A 21,513-nucleotide genomic window follows, 5' to 3' on the forward strand; every position below is an offset into this window, starting at 1 on the left:
AGCGTGTTGATAACAGAATTTGCCTGGCGGCTGTAGCGCGGTGGTCCCACCTGACCCCATGCCGAACTCAGAAGTGAAACGCCGTAGCGCCGATGGTAGTGTGGGGTCTCCCCATGCGAGAGTAGGGAACTGCCAGGCATCAAATTTAGTGTGCTGATATGGCTCAGTTGGTAGAGCGCACCCTTGGTAAGGGTGAGGTCCCCAGTTCGACTCTGGGTATCAGCACCAGTTTTTCGGTTAAAGTTTGGCACTTAGAAAAGAATTTGTCTGGCGGCTGTAGCGCGGTGGTCCCACCTGACCCCATGCCGAACTCAGAAGTGAAACGCCGTAGCGCCGATGGTAGTGTGGGGTCTCCCCATGCGAGAGTAGGGAACTGCCAGACATCAAATAAAAACAAAAGGCCTAGTCGAAAGACTGGGCCTTTTGTTTTATCTGTTAAACGCCGGGTTGTATCCGGCGCATGGCTTTAATGGATAACCTGCGACAAAAACGCACGAGTGCGTTCAGATTTGGGGTGAGCAAAAAACTCATCCGGTGCTGCCTGTTCAACAATCTCGCCAAGATCCATAAAGATCACCCGGTCGGCCACTGTGCGGGCAAAGCCCATTTCATGGGTAACACACAGCATGGTCATGCCTGATTGTGCCAGACCTATCATGGTATCAAGCACTTCTTTTACCATTTCAGGATCCAACGCTGATGTGGGTTCATCGAATAACATAATTTTAGGTTTCATGCACAGCGAGCGTGCAATGGCCACGCGCTGTTGCTGCCCACCAGAGATTTGCCCAGGATATTTATGCGCATGTTCAGCAATGCGAACTCGCTCAAGGTAGTGCATTGCCAGAGCTTCAGCCTCTTTTTTCGGCATCTTTTGTACCCAGATTGGTGCCAGCGTGCAGTTTTGCAGGACCGTCAAATGAGGAAAGAGATTAAAGTGCTGAAAAACCATGCCAACTTCTTGTCTGACACGCTCAATATTGCGGATATCTTCATTGAGTTCGATCCCATCCACTACAATACGTCCTTGCTGATGCTCTTCCAGATGGTTGATACAGCGGATAGTTGTCGATTTACCCGAACCGGAAGGTCCGCATAATACGATGCGTTCTCCTTGCTTTACCTTCAGGTTGATGTTTTTCAGGACGTGAAACTGTCCGTACCATTTGTTGACGTTTTCCAGCGTAATCATCGCGTCGGTAGACGGCATTAATAATTGGCTCATAAATTCCTCAGTGCGGTGTACGCCCGGTGTTAAAAATTTTTTCCAGATGTTGGCTGTAACGCGACATGCTAAAACAGAAGATCCAGTAAATCAGTGCAGCGAAAACATATCCTTCCGTCGACATACCCAACCATGAAGGGTCCACAGTTGCCTGCTGCACGCTACTGAAGAGATCAAACAGGCCGATGATGATGACCAGACTGGTATCCTTAAACAGGGCGATAATCGTGTTAACCAGACCCGGAATAACCAGCTTGAGGGCTTGCGGAAGAATGACCAGCCCTTGCGTTTTCCAGTACCCTAACGCCAGTGATTCAGCGGCTTCATACTGACCTTTTGGTAGGGCCTGTAACCCTCCGCGAACCACTTCTGCGACATACGCCGACTGGAAAAGAATCACGCCGACCAGCGCCCGGATAAGTTTGTCGATACTGGTCCCTTCGGACATAAACAGAGGAAGCATGACCGAGGACATAAAAAGGACGGTAATCAACGGCACACCGCGCCAGAACTCAATGAAAATGACGGATAAAATCCGCACGACTGGCATATGAGACCGGCGTCCAAGCGCCAGTAAAATACCCCACGGAAGCGCGCCCGCAATCCCCACGGATGCAATGATAAGCGTCAGTGTTAATCCGCCCCACTGTCGGGTTTCTACGCGCTCAAGTCCGAAAAAACCACCGTACATCAACCACCAGACCACCACGGGATAAACGACGGCCCAGACGGCGATATAGCGGCCACGGCGGGGAATAGATTTCCAGAACATAGGGACGATAGAGGCCAGGCCAATGATCAGGGCCAGATTTACGCGCCAGCGCTGATCGTGGGGATAAAGTCCATACATGAATTGCCCAAAGCGTTCATGAATGAACACCCAGCAAGCCCCTGCTTTGGTGCAGTCTGCGCGGGTTGAACCGACCCAGTTGGCCTGAAAGAATACCCAGTTCAGCAGTGGCGGAAGAAATGACCAAATCAGCCAAATGCACAGCAGCGTGAGCAGGCTATTTGACCAACTGGAGAACAGGTTTTTACGCATCCAGAGTAGACTGCGGCTTGCCGGGTTACTGTTCTGACGCGAGGGGTGAGACAGCAGTGCTTTTGTCATCATGGCTCCTTAGCGCTCAATCAGTGCAATACGGCGGTTATAAATATTCATCAGCAGAGAAATGCTCAGGCTGATGATCAGGTACACCGACATCGTGATGGCAATAGTTTCAATGGCTTGCCCTGTTTGATTGAGTACCGTGCCGGCAAACAATGAAACCATATCCGGGTAGCCAATGGCGGCTGCAAGTGAGGAGTTTTTGACGATATTCAGATACTGGCTGGTTAATGGGGGAATGATGACGCGCAGCGCCTGTGGGATGATCACCTGGCGCAGTGTCACCGGATTTGGTAGACCCAGCGAGCGTGCTGCTTCATGTTGGCCATAAGGAACGGCCTGGATTCCCGCTCGAATAATTTCTGCAATAAACGCCGAGGTATACACTGAAAGCGCCAGCGTCAGGGCAGCCAGTTCGGGAATAAGCACCATACCGCCACGGAAGTTAAAACCGCGAAGGGCGGGGATATCCCAGTGAAGCGCTGCGCCAAACAGCCACTGTGAGATCATCGGTAAAAGCACGATCAGCGCCAGAGCCGTGGGCCAGGTCCGGCGTAGCTGACCGGTTTTAGTCTGGTGCATTCTGTTGTAGCGAAATAGCCCGATAGTGACGACGATAGTGATAATTACAGCGCCGCAAAAGGCAAAAAATCCTTCTCCTATTTGCGGTGCCGGAATATAGAGCCCCCGGTTACTCAGAAACATCAAGTCCAGCGCGTTAACGGCCTGACGTGGGCCGGGCAGGTTACGTAATACGGCGAAATACCAAAAGAAGATCTGCAGCAGCGGCGGTATATTACGGAACGTTTCGATGTAGATCGTCGAGAGCTTTCGTAATAACCAGTTATCTGACAGGCGTGCCAGTCCGAGAAAGAAACCGAGAATTGATGCGAAAACAATGCACAGTGCAGAAACCAATAGCGTATTGAGCAGGCCAACGATAAAGACACGGCCATATGTATCGCCTTGCTCGTAATCGATCAGATGCTGGACAATACCAAATCCGGCGCTGCGATCGAGAAAAGAGAATCCCGAGGTAATACCGCTATTGTTCAGGTTATTTATTGTGTTATGAATGAGATAGACCGCAATACTGATGACCGCAATGACGGCAAGTATTTGAAATAACCAGGCGCGGACCGCAGGGTTAGAAAAGGATAACGATCCTTTTACGATTGAGCGGCGATGGAACATAATAAAACCTCGGTAACTATGACTCTGGACTGAGCGCCGCAGTCGCGGCGCCCGTTACATCACTACGCATTAGCGCACCGGTGGCGCATATTGAATGCCACCGTTATTCCAGAGGTTGTTCTGTCCACGTTTGATCTTCAGTGGGCTTTCCGATCCCACGTTACGCTCAAAGATCTCCGAGTAGTTACCTACCTGCTTGATAATGTTGTAAGCCCATTTGTTATCAAGCTTCAGATCCTTGCCATAATCCCCTTCTTTGCCTAACAGGTGTGCCATATCCGGCGTTGCAGGATTAGCCGCTTTTTCATCGACGTTTTTCGAGTTAACGCCCATTTCTTCCGCATTCAGCATGGCGAACAGCGTCCAGCGAACAATGGAGAACCACTCATCGTCTCCACGACGCACAACAGGTCCCAGCGGTTCTTTAGAAATAACTTCTGGCAGGACAATCCACTCCGCAGGATTACTCAGCTTGATTCGCAGGGCGTACAACTGAGACTGGTCGGAAGCCAGCGTGTCGCAGCGTCCAGATTCCAGAGCTTTAGCTGATTCATCCGAGCGGTCAAAAGTGACAGGGGTGTACTTCATGTTGTTGGCTTTAAAGTAGTCAGCCACGTTCAGTTCGGTATCTGTTCCTGCCTGGATACAAACCGTTGCGCCATCCAGCTCTTTAGCACTCTTGAGACCCGCTTTATTGTGGGTAAGAAAACCAATGCCGTCGTAATACGTTACGCCAGTGAAAGACATTCCCATTCCTGCGTCACGAGAGGAGGTCCAGGTGGTATTACGAGAGAGCATGTCGACTTCACCTGATTGTAGTGCGGTAAAGCGTTCCTTGGCGGTGAGCGGGGTATATTTTACTTTGCTATCATCGCCAAATACGGCGGAGGCAACGCCACGACATACGTCGACATCAATACCTGAGAACTTACCGCTTGCATCGGCATAAGAAAAGCCAGGCAACCCGTCACTGATCCCACACTGCACAAAACCTTTTTTCTTTACGGCATCAAGTGTTGCGCCGGCATGTGCCTGATTTGCAACCGCAAGCAGCACGCCGGCCGCAGCCAGGCTGGCTATTATCATCTTTTTCATAGAGCATCCTGTGTGGAGGAATTATTGTTATGGAAACGTTCTGAAAACGTCTTTTACCTGTCTGTGGCTATGGCCATACTCTTTTAAGCAAAGGTAGTGCCAGGTTTTTGCGCACGATTATTCGACGCAATATCCAGAGTGTAGACAGGAAAAAATAAATGCAGCGCCCTGAAGTGGTGCAAAATTGAAACGTAAGCCACATTTCGGCGCAAAAAATTTAAAAATCAAACCGGACGCGTGATAACGATTTCGTACGTTAATATTGATGACGTGAGAATAATGAAAAGAAAGCGCGCTGTTACGAAGAACTGAAAAAATGCTAATTTCAAATCGTGGATATGTGAGGAAAATCTATAATAATTTCATTATACGTTGAGTGCTATATACCAACGTTTTGTCTTATATGAAGATTTAATTCTTATTGCAAAAAGCGCGGTACCCACCGCGCTTTTAAGAAGATTTATTTGGTCAGGGCGACTATCCCAAGCGTCAGCCCGGCAACGGCTGCTGCGCCACCGGCGATGGCTCCGGCTGTTTCCCAGTTATCCTGCGTGGTGCCTTTCATACAGGTATTGGTATGAACCAGGCGCCCCTGATCGTCGTATACAGGTACGCAAGGAGAATCGTGTGCACAGCCGGCCAGGAATGCGGTAAGCAATGCAACGGATATTAATCTTTTCATGGTGTTACCTCAAAAATAAGCGTTTCGCTAATTGAGCAAAGACAAACGCTAAGCCATCTGCGAACTCGGCGATTATTTTACCACTTCTTAAAAAAATACTGACATGAGGAATAATCTCAATTCATGTGGATTGTAAAAATAATGGATAAAAAGAAAGGTGATTCGCGATTTTTTCAGGAAGGGTTTATTAGAAATAAATGGCTATCTTATTAATAAATAAAGAGGGGCATCTTAGGTGAAAAAGGCGTCCGAAGACGCCTTTATTTTACAAATTAAACGTTGCGCCGACTAAAACGGCGTCTGACGACAACGAAGAAGACGGGGACGAAGAAGATTGCCAACAATGTCGCGGTCAGCATGCCTCCCATTACGCCTGTACCGACCGCATTCTGTGCCCCGCTACCCGCTCCGTGGCTGATAACCAGAGGCATAACCCCCAGAATAAACGCCAGGGATGTCATCAGGATTGGACGAAGACGCATGCGTGACGCCTCCAGTGTGGCTTCAATCAACCCTTTACCTTCTTTATCCATCAGGTCTTTGGCAAACTCCACGATAAGGATAGCGTTTTTGGCGGAAAGACCGATGGTAGTCAGCAGACCTACCTGGAAGTAAACGTCGTTATTCAGACCGCGTATGGACGCCGCCAGAAGCGCACCGACCACGCCGAGCGGTACAACCAACATGACTGAAAATGGAATAGACCAGCTCTCATACAATGCGGCGAGACACAGGAAGACAACGATTAACGAAATAGCGTATAACGCAGGTGCCTGATTGCCGGAGAGCCGTTCCTGATATGACATTCCCGTCCAGTCATAGCCGATACCGGTTGGCAGCTGTGCTGCCAGGTTTTCCATGAGCGCCATGGCTTCACCGGTGCTTCGACCCGGCGCGGCCTCTCCCAGTATTTCCATTGATGGCATACCGTTGTAACGCTCCAGGCGAGGTGAACCATAAATCCAATGCGACGAACTGAACGCAGAGAATGGCACCATTTCACCATTCCCACTACGTACGTAGAGATTGTTGATGTCGTTGGGTAACATACGGAACGGCGCGTCAGCCTGAACGTATACCTTTTTCACTCGGCCATGATCGATAAAATCGTTCACATAGGTGCCGCCAAGGGCCGTGGAAATCGTTTGGTTTATATCCGACAGACTTACGCCTAACGCCTGGGCTTTTTCCTGATCAATATCCAGCTTAAATTGCGGGGTATCTTCCAGACCGTTAGGGCGCACGCGCACCAGCAAATCTGGATGTTCTCTCACCATACCCAGCAACTGGTTCCGGGCTTTCGTCAGTTCTGTATGACCGAGGTTAGCCTGATCAATTAACTGAAAATCAAAGCCGGTCGCGGTACCCAGTTCAAGAATGGCAGGCATGTTGAACGGGAACACCAGTCCATCTTTAATCTGGCTGAACGCCCTGGTCGCACGTTCGACGATAGCCGTCACGCCGTTTTCATCGCCCGAACGCTCTTCCCATGGTTTGAGGCTAATAAAGACGATACCGGAGTTCTGTCCCTGGCCGCTAAAGCTGAAGCCATTAACGGTGAACACCGATTTTACGTTCGCTTTTTCCTGGTTCAGGTAGTAATTCTGAATCTGATCCAGCACCTGCTGTGTGCGCGTCTGTGTCGCACCGGCAGGAAGTTGCACCATTGTCATAAAGACCCCCTGATCCTCTTCGGGCAAGAAGGAGGTAGGGAGGCGTAAAAACAGAACAGCCATTCCGCCGACGATAAGAACATATAGCAACAAGTAGCGTCCGGTTTTGCGCAGAATACCGCTGATACTATTGCTGTAATGCCCGACGCTTTTATCGAACAGGGCGTTAAACCATCCGAAAAAACCGCCTTTCTTTTCATCATGTCCGGCGGAAACGGGTTTTAGCAGCGTTGCACAAAGCGCTGGCGTAAGAATGAGGGCGACCAGAACAGAAAGCGCCATCGCTGAAACAATGGTCAGAGAGAACTGGCGGTAAATGGCGCCGGTCGAGCCGCCAAAGAACGCCATGGGGATAAATACCGCCGAGAGCACCATCGCGATCCCGACCAGTGCGCCCTGGATCTGGACCATGGATTTCTGCGTCGCCTCTTTGGGCGGCAGTTTCTCTTCCGCCATGACGCGTTCGACGTTTTCTACTACCACGATGGCGTCATCGACCAGCAGGCCGATGGCCAGCACCATTCCGAACATCGTTAGCGTGTTGATGGAGAATCCGAATGCTGCGAGGATCGCGAATGTTCCCAACAGCACGACAGGCACTGCGATAGTTGGAATCAGTGTGGCGCGCAGATTTTGCAGGAACAGGTACATCACCAGGAAGACGAGGATGATGGCTTCAAACAGCGTTTTCACCACCTCGTTAATCGAGATTTTTACAAATGGTGTAGTGTCATAGGGGTAAACCACTTGCAAACCTTGCGGGAAGAAAGGTTGTAACTCAGCCAGCTTTGCTTTGACGCCTGCGGCAGTATCCAGCGCGTTTGCACCGGTCGCCAGCTTAATGCCCAGACCTGTTGCGGGCTGACCATTAATTTTCGTCACCATGTTATAGTTTTCGCCGCCGAGTTCGATGCGGGCTACATCTCTGAGGTGAACCATTGAGCCATCCTGGCCCACCTTCAGCGTTATGCGGCCAAACTCTTCCGGCGTTTTCAGGCGTGTCTGAGCAATAATTGAGGCATTAAGTTGTTGACCCTGGACGGATGGCGCGCCTCCCAGTTGGCCTGCGGCAATCTGATTGTTTTGCGTTCTCAGTTGATTGATAACGTCCAGCGGAGTCAACTGATATTTGTTCATTGCGTTGCTGTCGAGCCAGATGCGCATTGCGTACTGTGCACCAAACATCTGGACATCGCCGACACCGGCTGTTCGGCTTATTGCGTCTTTAACGTTAGACGCCACATAGTCGGAAATATCATCCTGCGTCAGATTGTTATTATCGGAGACAAAACCCGCCACCATCAGGAAACCGCTACTGGATTTCTCGACGCTGATCCCCTGCTGCTGTACTTCCTGTGGCAGTAAGGGCATCGCTAACTGTAATTTGTTTTGCACCTGGACCTGTGCGATATCCGGGTCAGTACCCGACTCGAAAGTCAGAGTAATGGTGACGCTCCCGGAGGAATCGCTGGTGGAGGACATATACATCAGGTTATCGATACCGTTCATATTCTGTTCGATAACCTGCGTAACCGTGTCTTGTACTGTCTGCGCATCCGCACCTGGGTAGGTGGCAGAAATAGCGACCGCAGGAGGTGCAATGGTCGGATACTGTGCAACGGGCAGTTGCATGATTGCCAGAGCCCCTGCCATCATCAGAATGATGGCCAGAACCCAGGCAAAAATAGGGCGATTGATAAAAAAGTTAGCCATGTCCGGTTACCTTATTGCGCAGTTTTTGCGGCTGGAGTTTCGGTATCGGTGGTTGCTTTAACCTTTACGCCGGGACGCGCTTTCTGCAATCCGCTGACGATAACCTTATCGCCAGGCTGTAAGCCCTCGCTGATTAACCACTTATCACCTATCGCCTGTGTAGCAACGACGGTGCGAGCCTCGACCTGACTCTTGTCATTGACAACCATCACCGTTGCATCGCCGCGTGGCGTACGCGTTACCCCTTGTTGGGGAACGAGAATGGCATTCGGCTGGACGCCTTCATCAATACGAGCACGCACAAACATGCCCGGCAGCAGCGTGTGCTGTGGGTTAGGGAATACGGCCCTGAGGGTGATGGATCCGGTACTTTCATCAACGGTGACATCAGAGAACTGCAATGCACCTTTCAGCGGGTACGACTGACCATTTTCCATCACCAGTTCGGCGGTACTGCTGGCGCTGTCTTTATGCAGGCTCCCTTGCTCAACGGACTGTTTGAGGCGCATAAAGTCATTACTGGACTGTGTTACGTCGACGTAAATAGGATCAAGTTGTTGCACGGTAGCAAGCTCAGTTGCCTGGCCATTCGTGACTAATGCGCCTTCGGTGACGTTAGATTTACCGATACGTCCGCTAATGGGCGATGTCACTTTGGTGTAGGCCAGGTTGATACGAGCGCTTTCGACCGCCGCTTTTGCCGCGATAACGGAGGCATCGGCCTGGCGAGCATCAGCAATGGCCTGATCGTACTCTTGCTGGCTGATGTACTTAGTGCCAACCAGCGGGACATAACGTTTTACCGTTAAATGTGCGATAGCTGCTGCCGCTTCACTCTTTGCCAGTTCGCCTTTGGCGCTGTCGTAGTCGGCCTGGTAAGTCGCGGGATCGATCTGATAAAGCGACTGACCGGCTTCAACATCGCTTCCCTCGGTGAAATTCCGTTTAAGTACAATCCCGCTGACCTGAGGACGGACTTCAGCAATACGAAATGCTGTTGTGCGCCCAGGTAATTCGGTCGTCACGGCTAAAGGCGCCTTTTCGACGACATGGACATTCACCTGCGGCTCTGCGGGGTGAGCTTGTGTTTCTCCCTGATCGTTACAACCGGCGAGTAATACAGCGGACATGATGATGAATGAGGGCAGGAGTGAAAACCTGGCATTTTTCGTCATTTCTATTCCTTAAAAAACCGAACGCTCGTTATTAACCGGGTAACGCAGAGGCGATAACGCGCACAAGTAAAAATAATGGTTGGCTATCCTACAAATTATTAGCTTGCGATGTAAGCAATACTTATTTATGGGCGCGATACACGGCACGTAAAAACAAAAAAGGATTAATCTTCGGTTGTTTCATTATGGTTTTAATAGTAATGCAATGATGCGCATAAACACATATTGAAATAAGTATTTGGTTGGTGAATATATTGGTGGTTGTTATTTGTTTTGTTTATTCGTGTGCAATATCCATAATTAACTGTTTTAGAACTCGTCTAAATAAACGCTAAGTGATACATTTGTTCCGTTTAGCAAATATTACATAAGAAAGTTAATCATTCTCTACCTTACCTCAGACAGTCGAAGCCATGGCCAGAAAAACGAAAGCTGATGCCCTCAAAACACGACAGCACCTGATAGAAACAGCGATTATGCAGTTTGCCGTGCGTGGTGTTAGCAATACGACGTTAAACGACATTGCGGATGCCGCCAGCGTGACGCGGGGGGCGCTCTATTGGCATTTTGAAAATAAGACGCAATTGTTCAATGCGCTATGGTTACAACAACCTTCATTACGCGATCTTATTCAGGATAAACTTATTGGTCGTTGGGGTGATAATCCTTTACAGCGACTGCGTGAAAAGTTTGTGGTGGGATTACAATATATTGCACAGAATCCTCGCCAGCAGGCATTAATGCAAATTTTATATCATAAATGTGAATTTCATAACGATATGATATCAGAACAGACCATTCGCGATAAAATAGGTCTCAGTCATCAAAGCATTCGTGATTCACTGCAAAAATGCGTGGATGAAAATCTGATTGCTACCAGTCTGGATTTAGATGTCATCATCATTATTCTGCACGGTAGCTTTAGCGGAATAATAAAAAACTGGTTAATGAATCCAGTGAGTTATGATTTGTATGGGCAAGCGCCAGTATTAGTTGATAACGTATTAAAAATGTTAAGCCCAGACGGCTGTGTAATGCAATTAATGCAGAGTGAAAATCAGCCAGGGTAGTTTTAGCCGCCAGGGCCTGACGGCTGTCGACGTATTTTTCGTCGTGCTATTCGAGGTCGACGCAGTTGACCAGCTTGAGGGGGTTCACAGAATTCATATTCCGGCACTTATCGTGCTCCGTTGTCATCAGCTCTATCCACTGAATGAGCAGCGCATCAAAGAGAAAAACGAAGACCGCAAAAACAACCAGCCACCAATACTTGCGAATCATTACCAAACCCTGTGTATTCATGCCCAAGCGTGCAGGGAATATACACGAAATCTGCAAGCTGAAAAGCAGACTTACAATGCCTTTACTTTGCTGAAAGATCGCCGCTCTTTGCTGTTAATCGACTCTTTTTAGACAGATTTTTTGTCTTCCGCTTTTTCACCTTTGCAAGTTCATTCTCTGAAAAATGCGAACCAATGCTCATTCTTCTGAGCCCCATTTTTACGTACTCGGCATTGATTTCAATCCCGACAAACTTGCGACCTAATTCCACGGCAGTGGCACCGGTAGTGAAGCTACCGGCAAACGGATCCAGCACGCTGTCATCTGGACTGGAGGAAGCCAGAATGATGCGTTCAAGGAGGGCTTTGGGTTTTTGAGTTGGGTGATTTTCGTATTCGTCCATCAGATAACGAACGCGTGGAAACTCCCAGACATTGCCTGGTACTTTTTTCTGGTTGTAAGGTTGGGGCGGGTTCTTTCTGTAGTCTATCAGTGCACGTTTAGCGCCCGTTTTGGCTTCAACCAAAATATCATCACGATTAAACGTGTAGTTTTTCTGATCTTTTACCATCATCAGAAGCGGTTCATACATCGAACCAAAGTGATTTTTGGCCTGCACCCCGGAGCTATCGTATGACCACACGATACGGCTCTTGATGGTAAAGAGCTGGCGGCATTTGAGATCGATGTACGGCATGTTCTCCGTACTGTTCATGATGTACATGGTGCCGTGTGATTTGAGAATGCGATGGCACTCGTCAATGCACTCAAACAGCCATGCCAAAAATGCCTCTTCGTCCCAGGATTCCACCATCCCGTCAAAGTCTTTACCGATGTTATAAGGTGGGTCGGCGAAAATGAGATCGATGCTTTCTGACGGCAGCTTTTTCAGTTCGGTCAGAGCATCACCCAGGATTATCTTTTTAGATTCATCGCCAAAATAGACAGGTTCACATCTTGCGTTCATCGCCAAAGCCTCCCGTGTGACGTTAATAAAAAAGGCGCTTCCCCATGCCGAGTAGCGCCTTTTAAAACAAACATTTCGCTGATTAGTATCAGTTCATGCCGTATTTTTTCAGTTTTTTACGCAGCGTACCACGGTTGATGCCCATCATCAGGGCAGCACGGGTCTGGTTACCGCGGGTGTATTGCATCACCATGTCCAACAGGGGCTGTTCTACTTCAGCCAGTACCAGCTCATAGAGATCGTTAACATCCTGACCATTCAATTGAGCAAAATAGTTCTTCAGTGCCTGTTTAACCGAGTCACGCAGGGGCTTTTGAGTTACCTGATCCTGAGAGTTAACGGTAGAAACGGTCAGTACGTCAGAATTTACGCGTTGTTCGAACATAGTTCTGTCAGCTCTTTATTTCTGTTTACGCAAAATTTTCGAAGTATGCCTCCAACGCCGCCAGCTGTTCGCTGGAATCTTCAATGGCGTTGAATGTGCGCCGAAACTGGTCATCCGGAGCGTGTTCCTGGAGATACCAGGATACGTGTTTACGCGCAATTCGGTACCCTTTTGCCTGACCATAAAAGTCGTGCAGTTCCCGAACGTGCGCACAAAGCAAGCGCTTCACCTCTGCCAGAGGCAGCGGGGGCAGCAGCTCCCCAGTGTCCAGATAATGCTGGATTTCCCGAAAGATCCAGGGTCTTCCCTGAGCTGCACGTCCTATCATCAGGGCATCCGCCCCCGTATAGTCGAGTACAGCTCTGGCTTTATGCGGGTCAGTAATGTCGCCATTCGCGATAATCGGAATGGAAACTTTCTGCTTAACTGCCCGAATACTGTCGTACTCAGCATCTCCATTGAACAAACAGGCGCGGGTGCGTCCATGAATGGTCAGAGCCTGAATGCCACAGTCTTCAGCCAGTTGGGCAATCTCTACGCAGTTACGGTGTTCCGGAGCCCAGCCGGTGCGAATCTTGAGTGTGACAGGAACGTCCACTGCATTGACGACCTCGGTTAGTATTGATTTCACTAGATCCGGGTACTGCAAGAGGGCTGAACCTGCGAGCTTGCGATTCACTTTTTTAGCCGGACACCCCATATTGATATCAATAATCTGGGCGCCGCTTTCCACGTTAATACGTGCGGCATCGGCCATCTCAACAGGGTCGCTACCGGCAATTTGCACCGTGCGAATTCCTGGCTCATCAACGTGCACCATCCGTAAACGAGACTTGTCACTTTCCCAAACCTGCGGGTTAGAAGACATCATCTCGGATACCGTCAATCCTGCTCCCATCTCATAGCACAGCGTCCTGAATGGTCTGTCAGTGATGCCAGCCATAGGTGCTGCGATCAGGCGATTTCTGAGCTGGTATTGTCCGATGCGCATGAGTTAAGAAATGACCATACTGTGACTGCAAGGCGGCGTATATTACGCATTTTTCGCACGAGATGAAAGGCCAAACTTTGACCAATCCACTGAGGTGGATCAATGAATTGCTGGTTAAGTACACAGTTTCAAATTAAAATCTTTAATAATCAGTTTGATACGTGGTTGTGCTAATTTTTCATCCGTTTATAAATTCCGAAAACTTCTCTTTTTTTATTACGGCCAGCCTCAGGTTATCAGGATAAAAAGCTGTTTTTGTGAGCAAATAGTGGCTTTGTAATGCGATCTCGCTCTCATTTCCGCAAATCCTTTTGCGAAAAAAAGAGCGATTATTGCGTTACCAACGGTAACGAGAGGGGATTATTTTTTCTGACCGGTAATGCGGCACCACTCTTCTTTCTCGATAACCGGATCGAGCGTAAAGAGTTCGGCATAGGCCTCACAGACGCTTTCCGCCTGGCTGGCAAGAATGCCAGAAAGCCCCAGTAAACCGCCCTCAACGGGCAGTACGCTGATTAACGGTGCCAGTTCACGTAATGGGCCTGCGAGGATGTTTGCGACCACCACGTCGGCTTTCATCGCCTCTGGCTGGTCTTTCGGCAGATAAAGCTCCAGACGCTCAGAAACGCCATTACGCTGGGCGTTATCACGGCTGGCCTGAATTGCTTGCGGATCGATGTCTACGCCGATGGCTTTTGCCGCACCCAGCTTCAGTGCCGCAATGGCAAGAATGCCGGAGCCGCAGCCGAAGTCGATGACGGTTTTGCCGTTAAGATCGAGACCGTCCAGCCATTGCAGACATAGGGAGGTGGTGGGGTGAGTGCCGGTACCAAACGCCAGACCCGGATCCAGCATCACGTTGACGGCATTCTCATCCGGGACATCGCGCCAGCTTGGGCAAATCCACAAACGTTCACCAAAGCGCATCGGGTGGAAGTTATCCATCCATTCGCGTTCCCAGTCTTTGTCTTCGAGCTGTTCGATTTTATGCGCGAAGCCTGCACCCAGCAGCGGATGCTGCTCCAGGATGGCAACCACTTCTTTCATGTCGGTTTCTGCATCGAACAAGCCGATAACGTCGGTATCTCCCCACAGGCGAGTCTCGCCCGGCAGAGGCTCAAATACCGGCGTATCATGCGTGTCCTGGAAAGTAATGGAAACGGAGCCCGCTTCCATCAGCGCATCGCTCAACTCTTCAGCGTTGGCACCGGTCGTGTTCAGTTTCAGTTGGATCCATGGCATGGCAAAACTCTTTTATTTATCAGTAGTCAATATGGCGGCTTGCGGGACGGCAGAACCGAAACGGTTGCCGATCAGGAAAGCCAGCAAGCTTATCAGTAACGAGGGCACAATCGGGTGGAAACCCAGGTACTGAATGTTAAATGTAGCGAGTACGGCATAAAGAACGCCGCCGATAATCATCGCGCTCAAAGCGCCCGCGGCGTTTGCCCGCTCCCAGTACAGGCCCAGCACCAGCGGCCACAGGAAGACGGCTTCCAGCCCGCCAAATGCCAGCAGGTTAAGCCAGATAATCATCTCTGGTGGTTTCCAGGCGGCCAGTAGCAGTAACGCGCCGAGCAACAGGGTAATTACTGCCGACATGCGCTTCAGCCGGGTTTCGTTTTTCAGCTGTTCCGGACGCAGGTTCAGGTACAGATCCTTAATGATCGTAGCGGAACTTTGCAGCAATTGGGCATTGATCGTCGACATGATCGCGGCCATGGGGGCCGCGAGGAAGATCCCAGCAGCTACCGGCGGCAACACTTTGACCATTAGCGTAGGGATAACCAGATCCGGCACTGTCAGATCAGGGATCACCGCACGCCCCAACGCACCCGCCAGATGCATACCAAACATCAGGATCGCCACTACGATGGTGCCGATGATAATGCCGCGGTGTACAGCTTTGCTGTCTTTATAAGAGATGCAGCGTACTGCTGTATGCGGCAGCCCAATTACGCCAAAGCACACCAGTACCCAGAATGAGGTCATGAACGTGGGTGACAGAATGTCATCCGCGCCTTGCGGCGAGACCAGTTTAGGGTCGATAGTTTGCAGGGTTACCACCGCATTGCTGAGGCCACCGGCAGCATGAACGACGCCGACCAGCAGAACAATAGTACCAATCAGCATCACCATACCCTGCATGGTGTCGTTCAGTACGCTGGCGCGAAAACCGCCGAACGCCGTATACAATGCGATACTGACGCCAAAAATAAGCAAACCGGTTTCGTAAGGTATACCTGCAGCGGTTTCAAGCAAACGTGCGCCGCCAATAAACTGTACGGTCATTGCTCCGACAAACGCGACCAGCAGGCTAAGGCTTGCCAGCCACACAAGCAGGCGACTCTGGTAGCGGGCAAACAGCATATCGTTGAGGGTAACGGCATTATAACGGCGCGCCAGAATCGCGAATTTCTTACCAAGAATCCCCAGAGAAAGCCAAACGGCGGGCAACTGGATCATCGCCAGCAGCACCCATCCCAGCCCGTATTTGTAAGCGGCGCCAGGACCGCCAATAAACGAACTGGCGCTAATGTAGGTTGCCGTTAGCGTCATGGCTAATACGACCCCGCCCATCGAGCGGCTGCCGAGGAAATATTCATTCAGGAAAGTGCCGGTCGATCTCTTACGCATGGCGTAAACGGAAAGACCGAAGACCACCAACAGATAGGCGACCAGCGGCAAAATAACTTCAAGCTGCATCGTCATCCTCCAACGGAATGTCGCGATAGATAAACTTCACCATCGCCCAGCACAGCACGATGAAAACCAGCGGCGTTAGCAGGCAGGCCATTTCGAACCAGTGTGGTAAGCCGGTAAAACCGAGCGTGGAATCTGGTAAGTAAGCGGCCACTAACCATGTGGCAAGATATAAAAGGGTCAGCCACAGCGCCCAGCGCGCCTCTTTATGGGCCTGAACAAAACGAGCGTCCATTTTTTGTCCCTTGTGGATAAAGAAAGCGGGGATTGTACCTTATGGCACGTGCGGGAGGGGAGAAAAACAAAAGGCCGGAATTTCCGGCCTTTTCAGTTAACGCACGCTTACTTTTCCTGAAGTCCGAGTTTTTTCTCCAGATAGTGGATATTGGTTCCACCGTGCTGGAAATGCTCGTCATTCATGATGCGGATCTGCAGATCAACGTTGGTTTTGATACCGTCGATGATCAGTTCCTGCAACGCGTTTTTCATACGGGCGATTGCTACGTCGCGGTTTTCGCCATAGCAGATCAGCTTACCGATCATTGAGTCATAGTACGGAGGTACGGTGTAGCCTGCGTAAATATGAGACTCCCAGCGCACACCAAAGCCACCCGGCGCGTGGAAACGCGTGATTTTACCCGGGCTTGGCAGGAAGGTGTTCGGGTCTTCGGCGTTGATACGGCATTCTACCGCATGGCCTTTAACCACAACTTCATCCTGCTTGATGGACAGCGGTTGTCCCGCAGCGATGCGCAGCTGCTCTTTGATCAGGTCAACGCCGGTGATCATTTCGGTTACCGGGTGTTCAACCTGAATACGGGTGTTCATTTCAATGAAGTAGAACTCGCCGTTTTCGAACAGGAACTCGAAAGTACCTGCCCCGCGATAGCCGATATCAACGCACGCTTTGGCGCAACGCTCGCCGATGTAGCGACGCAGTTCCGGAGTAATGCCCGGTGCTGGTGCTTCTTCGACGACTTTCTGGTGACGACGCTGCATGGAGCAGTCACGTTCTGCCAGATAAATCGCGTTACCCTGACCGTCTGCCAGCACCTGAATTTCGATGTGGCGTGGGTTTTCCAGGTACTTCTCCATGTAAACCATGTCGTTGTTGAAAGCCGCTTTCGCTTCCGCTTTGGTCATGGAGATGGATTGTGCCAGTTCGGCATCGCTGCGCACGACGCGCATACCGCGACCGCCGCCGCCGCCGGAGGCTTTGATAATAACGGGATAACCGATGCGTTTAGCATGAGCGCGGTTAGCGTCCATGTCGTCGCCCAGCGGGCCGTCAGAGCCTGGGACTGTTGGTACGCCAGCTTTCTTCATCGCGGTAATTGCGGACACTTTGTCGCCCATCAGGCGGATGGTGTCGGCTTTCGGGCCGATGAAGATAAAGCCGGAACGTTCTACCTGTTCAGCAAAGTTGGCATTCTCAGAGAGGAAGCCATAGCCCGGGTGAATTGCCACTGCGCCGGTGATTTCAGCAGCGCTAATGATAGCCGGGATGTTCAGATAGCTTTTTACGGACGGAGCCGGGCCAATACAGACCGTCTCATCCGCCAGCAATACGTGTTTTAAATCGCGATCCGCGCTTGAATGCACAGCGACAGTCTTGATGCCCAGCTCTTTACAGGCACGCAGAATACGCAGGGCGATCTCACCGCGGTTGGCGATAACAATTTTATCCAACATGTTCGCCTCGTTATTCGATGACGACCAGCGGCTCGTCAAATTCTACCGGTTGACCGCTTTCTACCAGAATCGCTTTCACTACGCCGGATTTGTCGGCTTCGATCTGGTTCATCATTTTCATGGCTTCAACGATGCACAGGGTATCGCCCGCATTCACTTTCTGGCCGATTTCGATGAACGCTTTCGCATCTGGGCTCGGGGTGCGGTAGAACGTACCAACCATTGGGGAGCGTACGATGTGACCACTGATTTCCGCTGCTGCCGGAGCTTCCATACTTGGAGAGGCAGTTTGTGCGACAGCGTTAGACAGAGCTGGCTGCTGCATCACTGGTGCAGCATAAGCCTGTTGCATCATTGGAAAACTTGCAGCTGGCGCCGCACGGCTGATGCGTACAGACTCTTCGCCTTCAGAAATTTCCAGTTCGGAGATGCCTGATTCTTCAACCAGCTCGATCAGTTTTTTAATCTTACGAATATCCATGAGTGGGTTCCGTACTCTTTGTTTAGTGAGATTGTGACAAGCGTTTTACCGCCGTCTGTATAGCATTTTTATAACAGTGAGTGACAAGATGCCACGCATCTCAGGCATTGCACTGGGTGCGGTTGCCATTAAGTGAGATTGCCAGACTTGTTAGTCATTGTGCGGCTATCTTCTGCCATTTTCGGGTAAAAGACAAAATATACCTTCAACATGCGAATGTCACCCTTTCAGCGCTCTAAAAACGCTACCGGGGATAGCAAAGTCGCACATTATAACTATTTCGTAGCAATTGGCAGCTAAATACTGGTCTTATCAGGGAAGATAATCAACCGTTAACATGTAAAGAAAATCGGATCGTCCACATTTTGTAACGCACTGCACATAACGTGAAACTACCGCCACCACTGGCGAAACTTCTTGTAACGGCAGGCTAACAACACCACAGCGAGTGCTGCATAAATAATCGGTTGAGGGGAGATAATTTTTACCGACCACAGATAATGTATGGGTGCCAGGATCGCCACAAGATAGACGAAGTTGTGCAAATACTGCCAATTTTTGCCCAGTTTTCGCTGAGCCGACTGGGTGGAGGTTAACGTGAGGGCGAATAATATGCCCCAACTGGCAATGCCCAGCATCAAATAAGGTCGCGTGATTAATTCCCGTCCTAACAGCGCCAGATTATGAATGCCCAGTTCCAGGAGTGCGTAGCTGGTTAAATGTAACGTTGCCCAGGCGAAACACCATAGCCCTAACAGGCGCCGTGTGCGTATCAATAATGGCTGTTTAGGGTAGCGCGCGAGGGGAGAGACCAGCAAGGTCGCCAGCAAGAATTTCAGAGCTGTCCTACCGGTAAAGTGCTGGATATCTTTGACCGGGTCTGCGCTCAGACCACCGTGATTCACCGCCCAAAATAGCCAGACAAACGGTAAAAAGCCGGCAAGATGCAGGCAAACTTTCAGTCCAGTAATGTGCTTTGCAGTCAGGCGCACTCAAAAATTCTCCTGCAGGTTAAGACCACGGTACAGCGAAGCGACCTCGTCGGCGTAACCGTTAAACAGCAGCGTGGGTTGGCGCTGAACGTCCAGAATACCGCCTGCGCCAATAAAACGCTCAGTGGCCTGGGACCAGCGCGGGTGATCGACATGCGGATTCACGTTGGCATAAAATCCATATTCATTGGGGGCGGCCAGATTCCAGGTTGTCGGGGGGCGTTCGCGGGTTAGTTTAATACTCACGATCGACTTAATGCCTTTAAATCCGTATTTCCACGGCACAATTAAGCGAATGGGCGCGCCATTTTGTGGAGGAAGAGCTTTTCCATAAACCCCCACGGTAAGCAGAGTGAGTGGATGCATAGCTTCATCCAGACGCAGTCCTTCAACATAGGGATACTTCAGTCCGCCGCCAATAAAGCGATCTTTTTGTCCGGGCATCTCATTCGGCGAGTAGATCGTTTCGAAGGCGACATATTTTGCGTTGCTGGTGGGTTCAACCTGCGCCAGCAGTTTATGTAACGGAAAACCAATCCACGGCACGACCATTGACCAGGCTTCCACACAGCGCATCCGGTAAATCCGTTCTTCCAGTGGGAAACGGGCAGTCAGCGCATCGTGATCGAGGGTGAGTGGTTTTGCCACCTCACCACTGATTTTTAACGTCCACGGATCGGTTTTCAGACTGCCAGCATTGGCTGCCGGATCCGCTTTATCGAGACCGAACTCATAGAAGTTGTTGTAGCCAGAAACTTTATCCGCTGGCGTTAAAGGAAGCGAATTTTGCCAGGCTGCGGGTTTACTGAAATCAAGCGGCTTACCCGCGGGCGCGGGCGGGCGGTCATTCCCCTTAAACCAGCTAAGAAGGTCAGCCTGCGCAGAGAGGGGGAAAGACAACGCGGCGGCGCTGATCCCTAATGCTTTCAGTACCTGGCGGCGTTGCATAAAAAAAGCCGACTCGTCAGTGACGTCGGCTTCTGTAAATGGACGTAATTTCTTCATAACAGACTCCCGGCTTACGCGTCATAACTGACAGGGGACGCGTAGTTAATATGGCAGGGAGTCTGTAGATATGCCGCGAAATTTCGTTAATTAAGTGTAAATTTCTGCGCCAGAGCCTGTTACTTCACCTTCACCAGCGTACGACCTTGCACCTGGTTATTGATGATGGCATCGGCAAACTTCGGCGTATCCGCCAGCGTAATCTCCGTGGCGGCCTGAGCATAGAAAGAGTCCGGCAGATCCTTAACCAGACGCGCCCAGGCTTCTGCCCGGCGTGCCGGCGGGGTCATCACCGAGTCCACCCCTTGCAAACGAACGTTACGCAGAATAAATGGCATCACCGTCGTTGGCAGAGCGAAACCGCCAGCCAGGCCGCAGGCAGCAACGCAGCCACCGTAGTTCATCTGTGCCAGGACTTTTGCCAGAACTTTGTCGCCAACGGTATCAACCGCACCAGCCCACAGCTGTTTTTCCAACGGGCGAGATTCAGCAAATTCATCGCGGCTAAGGATACGGTTAGCGCCCAGGCTCTTCAGGTAGTCGTGAGTGCTTTCGCGACCCGAAACCGCCGCAACCTGATAACCCAGCTTATGCAGTAATGCCACGGCCGTGCTGCCCACGCCGCCGCTGGCGCCGGTGACGACAATCTCACCGTCTTGCGGGCGAATACCTGCATCTTCAAGCGCCATGACGCACAGCATGGCGGTAAAGCCAGCGGTACCGATGACCATGGCTTTACGTCCGTCCAGCCCTTGTGGCAGCGCAACCAGCCAGTCGCCTTTCACGCGTGCGCGTTCGGCCAGTCCACCCCAATGATTTTCACCCACGCCCCAGCCGGTCAGTAAAACTTCCTGACCTGCATGAAAACGGGGATCTTCGCTTGCGCGCACGGTACCGGCGAAATCGATACCAGGAATCATCGGAAAATTGCGAATGATTTTACCCTTGCCGGTGATAGCCAGGGCGTCTTTATAGTTCAGGCTTGACCAGTGGACATCCACCGTCACATCGCCTTCCGGTAGCTGATTTTCGTCGAGGGGTTGAACGGATGCGAGGGTTTTTCCGTCCTGCTGTTCTAAGATCAAAGCCTGCATAACCTGTCCTCAATTCGTATAGTGGATTGGAAAATTATTAATGAAGACTATACTCGC

Annotated in this window: 20 protein-coding genes, 1 tRNA gene and 2 rRNA genes; 4 read left to right on the top strand and 19 right to left on the bottom strand. The window is 50.6% G+C overall.

The window, feature by feature from the left end; translation table 11 throughout:
• Positions 1–22 precede the first annotated feature (22 nt).
• The 3 genes from rrf (HVZ39_RS02095) to rrf (HVZ39_RS02105) all read left to right on the top strand — a co-directional run bounded on the left by rrf (HVZ39_RS02095) (position 23) and on the right by rrf (HVZ39_RS02105) (position 382).
• Positions 23–138: ribosomal RNA gene (rrf, locus tag HVZ39_RS02095) — 5S ribosomal RNA — on the top strand.
• A gap of 14 nt (positions 139–152) precedes the next feature.
• Positions 153–228 (top strand) — tRNA-Thr (locus tag HVZ39_RS02100).
• A 38-nt stretch (positions 229–266) separates the two neighbouring features.
• Positions 267–382 (top strand): 5S ribosomal RNA (gene rrf / locus HVZ39_RS02105).
• A gap of 84 nt (positions 383–466) precedes the next feature.
• Here rrf (HVZ39_RS02105) and HVZ39_RS02110 read toward each other — a convergent pair.
• From HVZ39_RS02110 to HVZ39_RS02140, 7 genes are all read right to left on the bottom strand, one after another.
• Positions 467–1,225: an amino acid ABC transporter ATP-binding protein gene (locus HVZ39_RS02110; protein ID WP_016154732.1), complete on the bottom strand. Its 759-nt coding sequence runs from the start codon at positions 1,223–1,225 to the stop codon at positions 467–469.
• A 7-nt stretch (positions 1,226–1,232) separates the two neighbouring features.
• Positions 1,233–2,336, bottom strand: coding sequence for an amino acid ABC transporter permease (locus tag HVZ39_RS02115; RefSeq protein WP_181633676.1), 1,104 nt, complete (start codon positions 2,334–2,336; stop codon positions 1,233–1,235).
• Between the two features lie 9 nt (positions 2,337–2,345).
• On the bottom strand, positions 2,346–3,527 hold the full coding sequence (locus tag HVZ39_RS02120; protein WP_049268878.1) for an amino acid ABC transporter permease: 1,182 nt from the start codon (positions 3,525–3,527) through the stop codon (positions 2,346–2,348).
• 69 nt (positions 3,528–3,596) lie between these two features.
• Positions 3,597–4,622 carry an amino acid ABC transporter substrate-binding protein gene (locus HVZ39_RS02125; protein WP_003025295.1) on the bottom strand — a complete coding sequence of 342 codons (1,026 nt, stop codon included), beginning with the start codon at positions 4,620–4,622 and terminating at the stop codon, positions 3,597–3,599.
• A gap of 460 nt (positions 4,623–5,082) precedes the next feature.
• Positions 5,083–5,304: a lipoprotein gene (locus tag HVZ39_RS02130; protein ID WP_003025292.1), complete on the bottom strand. Its 222-nt coding sequence runs from the start codon at positions 5,302–5,304 to the stop codon at positions 5,083–5,085.
• 272 nt (positions 5,305–5,576) lie between these two features.
• Complete coding sequence (locus HVZ39_RS02135; protein WP_181633179.1) at positions 5,577–8,690, bottom strand: efflux RND transporter permease subunit; 3,114 nt, start codon at positions 8,688–8,690, stop codon at positions 5,577–5,579.
• A gap of 11 nt (positions 8,691–8,701) precedes the next feature.
• Entirely contained in the window at positions 8,702–9,865 is a 1,164-nt protein-coding gene (locus tag HVZ39_RS02140) for an efflux RND transporter periplasmic adaptor subunit (protein WP_181633180.1), read from the bottom strand.
• A 413-nt stretch (positions 9,866–10,278) separates the two neighbouring features.
• On the opposite strand from HVZ39_RS02140, the gene envR reads away from it, so the two are divergent.
• Positions 10,279–10,935, top strand: coding sequence for an acrEF/envCD operon transcriptional regulator (gene envR / locus HVZ39_RS02145; RefSeq protein ID WP_047359095.1), 657 nt, complete (start codon positions 10,279–10,281; stop codon positions 10,933–10,935).
• Positions 10,936–10,981: 46 nt separating this feature from the next.
• Here the strand turns inward: envR and HVZ39_RS02150 are convergent, their stop codons facing one another.
• The 12 genes from HVZ39_RS02150 to HVZ39_RS02205 all read right to left on the bottom strand — a co-directional run bounded on the left by HVZ39_RS02150 (position 10,982) and on the right by HVZ39_RS02205 (position 21,456).
• Entirely contained in the window at positions 10,982–11,146 is a 165-nt protein-coding gene (locus HVZ39_RS02150; RefSeq protein WP_003025279.1) for a DUF2556 family protein, read from the bottom strand.
• Between the two features lie 82 nt (positions 11,147–11,228).
• Positions 11,229–12,113 (bottom strand): adenine-specific DNA-methyltransferase, encoded by an 885-nt coding sequence (gene yhdJ, locus HVZ39_RS02155; protein ID WP_181633677.1) that lies wholly within the window; start codon positions 12,111–12,113, stop codon positions 11,229–11,231.
• Between the two features lie 88 nt (positions 12,114–12,201).
• Positions 12,202–12,498: a DNA-binding transcriptional regulator Fis gene (gene fis, locus HVZ39_RS02160; RefSeq protein WP_000462905.1), complete on the bottom strand. Its 297-nt coding sequence runs from the start codon at positions 12,496–12,498 to the stop codon at positions 12,202–12,204.
• A 25-nt stretch (positions 12,499–12,523) separates the two neighbouring features.
• Positions 12,524–13,489, bottom strand: a complete 966-nt coding sequence (gene dusB, locus HVZ39_RS02165) for a tRNA dihydrouridine synthase DusB (RefSeq protein WP_003025224.1) — start codon at positions 13,487–13,489, stop codon at positions 12,524–12,526.
• A gap of 360 nt (positions 13,490–13,849) precedes the next feature.
• Positions 13,850–14,731, bottom strand: a complete 882-nt coding sequence (prmA, locus tag HVZ39_RS02170) for a 50S ribosomal protein L11 methyltransferase (RefSeq protein WP_016154723.1) — start codon at positions 14,729–14,731, stop codon at positions 13,850–13,852.
• A 12-nt stretch (positions 14,732–14,743) separates the two neighbouring features.
• The gene (gene panF / locus HVZ39_RS02175; RefSeq protein WP_016157593.1) at positions 14,744–16,195 is read right to left on the bottom strand and encodes a sodium/pantothenate symporter; all 1,452 of its coding nucleotides are present in this window, start codon (positions 16,193–16,195) and stop codon (positions 14,744–14,746) included.
• Positions 16,185–16,427: a YhdT family protein gene (locus HVZ39_RS02180; protein ID WP_016154721.1), complete on the bottom strand. Its 243-nt coding sequence runs from the start codon at positions 16,425–16,427 to the stop codon at positions 16,185–16,187. The genes panF and HVZ39_RS02180 overlap by 11 nt, the downstream gene beginning before the upstream one ends.
• 107 nt (positions 16,428–16,534) lie before the next feature.
• The gene (gene accC, locus HVZ39_RS02185) at positions 16,535–17,884 is read right to left on the bottom strand and encodes an acetyl-CoA carboxylase biotin carboxylase subunit (RefSeq protein WP_003828838.1); all 1,350 of its coding nucleotides are present in this window, start codon (positions 17,882–17,884) and stop codon (positions 16,535–16,537) included.
• A 10-nt stretch (positions 17,885–17,894) separates the two neighbouring features.
• On the bottom strand, positions 17,895–18,365 hold the full coding sequence (gene accB / locus HVZ39_RS02190; protein WP_003025210.1) for an acetyl-CoA carboxylase biotin carboxyl carrier protein: 471 nt from the start codon (positions 18,363–18,365) through the stop codon (positions 17,895–17,897).
• 392 nt (positions 18,366–18,757) lie between these two features.
• The gene (gene msrQ / locus HVZ39_RS02195) at positions 18,758–19,357 is read right to left on the bottom strand and encodes a protein-methionine-sulfoxide reductase heme-binding subunit MsrQ (protein ID WP_181633181.1); all 600 of its coding nucleotides are present in this window, start codon (positions 19,355–19,357) and stop codon (positions 18,758–18,760) included.
• Positions 19,358–20,362: a protein-methionine-sulfoxide reductase catalytic subunit MsrP gene (gene msrP, locus HVZ39_RS02200; protein ID WP_181633182.1), complete on the bottom strand. Its 1,005-nt coding sequence runs from the start codon at positions 20,360–20,362 to the stop codon at positions 19,358–19,360.
• 119 nt (positions 20,363–20,481) lie between these two features.
• Positions 20,482–21,456: an MDR family oxidoreductase gene (locus HVZ39_RS02205; protein WP_181633183.1), complete on the bottom strand. Its 975-nt coding sequence runs from the start codon at positions 21,454–21,456 to the stop codon at positions 20,482–20,484.
• Positions 21,457–21,513: the final 57 nt, after the last annotated feature.

The organism is Citrobacter sp. RHB35-C21 (assembly GCF_013816515.1).
GTDB classification, from domain to species: Bacteria; Pseudomonadota; Gammaproteobacteria; order Enterobacterales; family Enterobacteriaceae; genus Citrobacter; species Citrobacter braakii.

Excerpts from the sequence above, each read along its gene's own strand:
- HVZ39_RS02125 (WP_003025295.1), bottom strand. The coding sequence starts at position 4,622 with ATGAAAAAGATGATAATAGCCAGCCTGGCTGCGGCCGGCGTGCTGCTT.
- HVZ39_RS02205 (WP_181633183.1), bottom strand. The coding sequence starts at position 21,456 with ATGCAGGCTTTGATCTTAGAACAGCAGGACGGAAAAACCCTCGCATCC.
- HVZ39_RS02150 (WP_003025279.1), bottom strand. The coding sequence starts at position 11,146 with ATGATTCGCAAGTATTGGTGGCTGGTTGTTTTTGCGGTCTTCGTTTTT.
- HVZ39_RS02120 (WP_049268878.1), bottom strand. The coding sequence starts at position 3,527 with ATGTTCCATCGCCGCTCAATCGTAAAAGGATCGTTATCCTTTTCTAAC.
- yhdJ (WP_181633677.1), bottom strand. The coding sequence starts at position 12,113 with ATGAACGCAAGATGTGAACCTGTCTATTTTGGCGATGAATCTAAAAAG.
- envR (WP_047359095.1), top strand. The coding sequence starts at position 10,279 with ATGGCCAGAAAAACGAAAGCTGATGCCCTCAAAACACGACAGCACCTG.
- dusB (WP_003025224.1), bottom strand. The coding sequence starts at position 13,489 with ATGCGCATCGGACAATACCAGCTCAGAAATCGCCTGATCGCAGCACCT.
- HVZ39_RS02135 (WP_181633179.1), bottom strand. The coding sequence starts at position 8,690 with ATGGCTAACTTTTTTATCAATCGCCCTATTTTTGCCTGGGTTCTGGCC.
- panF (WP_016157593.1), bottom strand. The coding sequence starts at position 16,195 with ATGCAGCTTGAAGTTATTTTGCCGCTGGTCGCCTATCTGTTGGTGGTC.
- HVZ39_RS02140 (WP_181633180.1), bottom strand. The coding sequence starts at position 9,865 with ATGACGAAAAATGCCAGGTTTTCACTCCTGCCCTCATTCATCATCATG.
- HVZ39_RS02110 (WP_016154732.1), bottom strand. The coding sequence starts at position 1,225 with ATGAGCCAATTATTAATGCCGTCTACCGACGCGATGATTACGCTGGAA.
- HVZ39_RS02115 (WP_181633676.1), bottom strand. The coding sequence starts at position 2,336 with ATGACAAAAGCACTGCTGTCTCACCCCTCGCGTCAGAACAGTAACCCG.
- prmA (WP_016154723.1), bottom strand. The coding sequence starts at position 14,731 with ATGCCATGGATCCAACTGAAACTGAACACGACCGGTGCCAACGCTGAA.
- fis (WP_000462905.1), bottom strand. The coding sequence starts at position 12,498 with ATGTTCGAACAACGCGTAAATTCTGACGTACTGACCGTTTCTACCGTT.
- msrP (WP_181633182.1), bottom strand. The coding sequence starts at position 20,362 with ATGAAGAAATTACGTCCATTTACAGAAGCCGACGTCACTGACGAGTCG.
- accC (WP_003828838.1), bottom strand. The coding sequence starts at position 17,884 with ATGTTGGATAAAATTGTTATCGCCAACCGCGGTGAGATCGCCCTGCGT.
- accB (WP_003025210.1), bottom strand. The coding sequence starts at position 18,365 with ATGGATATTCGTAAGATTAAAAAACTGATCGAGCTGGTTGAAGAATCA.
- HVZ39_RS02180 (WP_016154721.1), bottom strand. The coding sequence starts at position 16,427 with ATGGACGCTCGTTTTGTTCAGGCCCATAAAGAGGCGCGCTGGGCGCTG.
- HVZ39_RS02130 (WP_003025292.1), bottom strand. The coding sequence starts at position 5,304 with ATGAAAAGATTAATATCCGTTGCATTGCTTACCGCATTCCTGGCCGGC.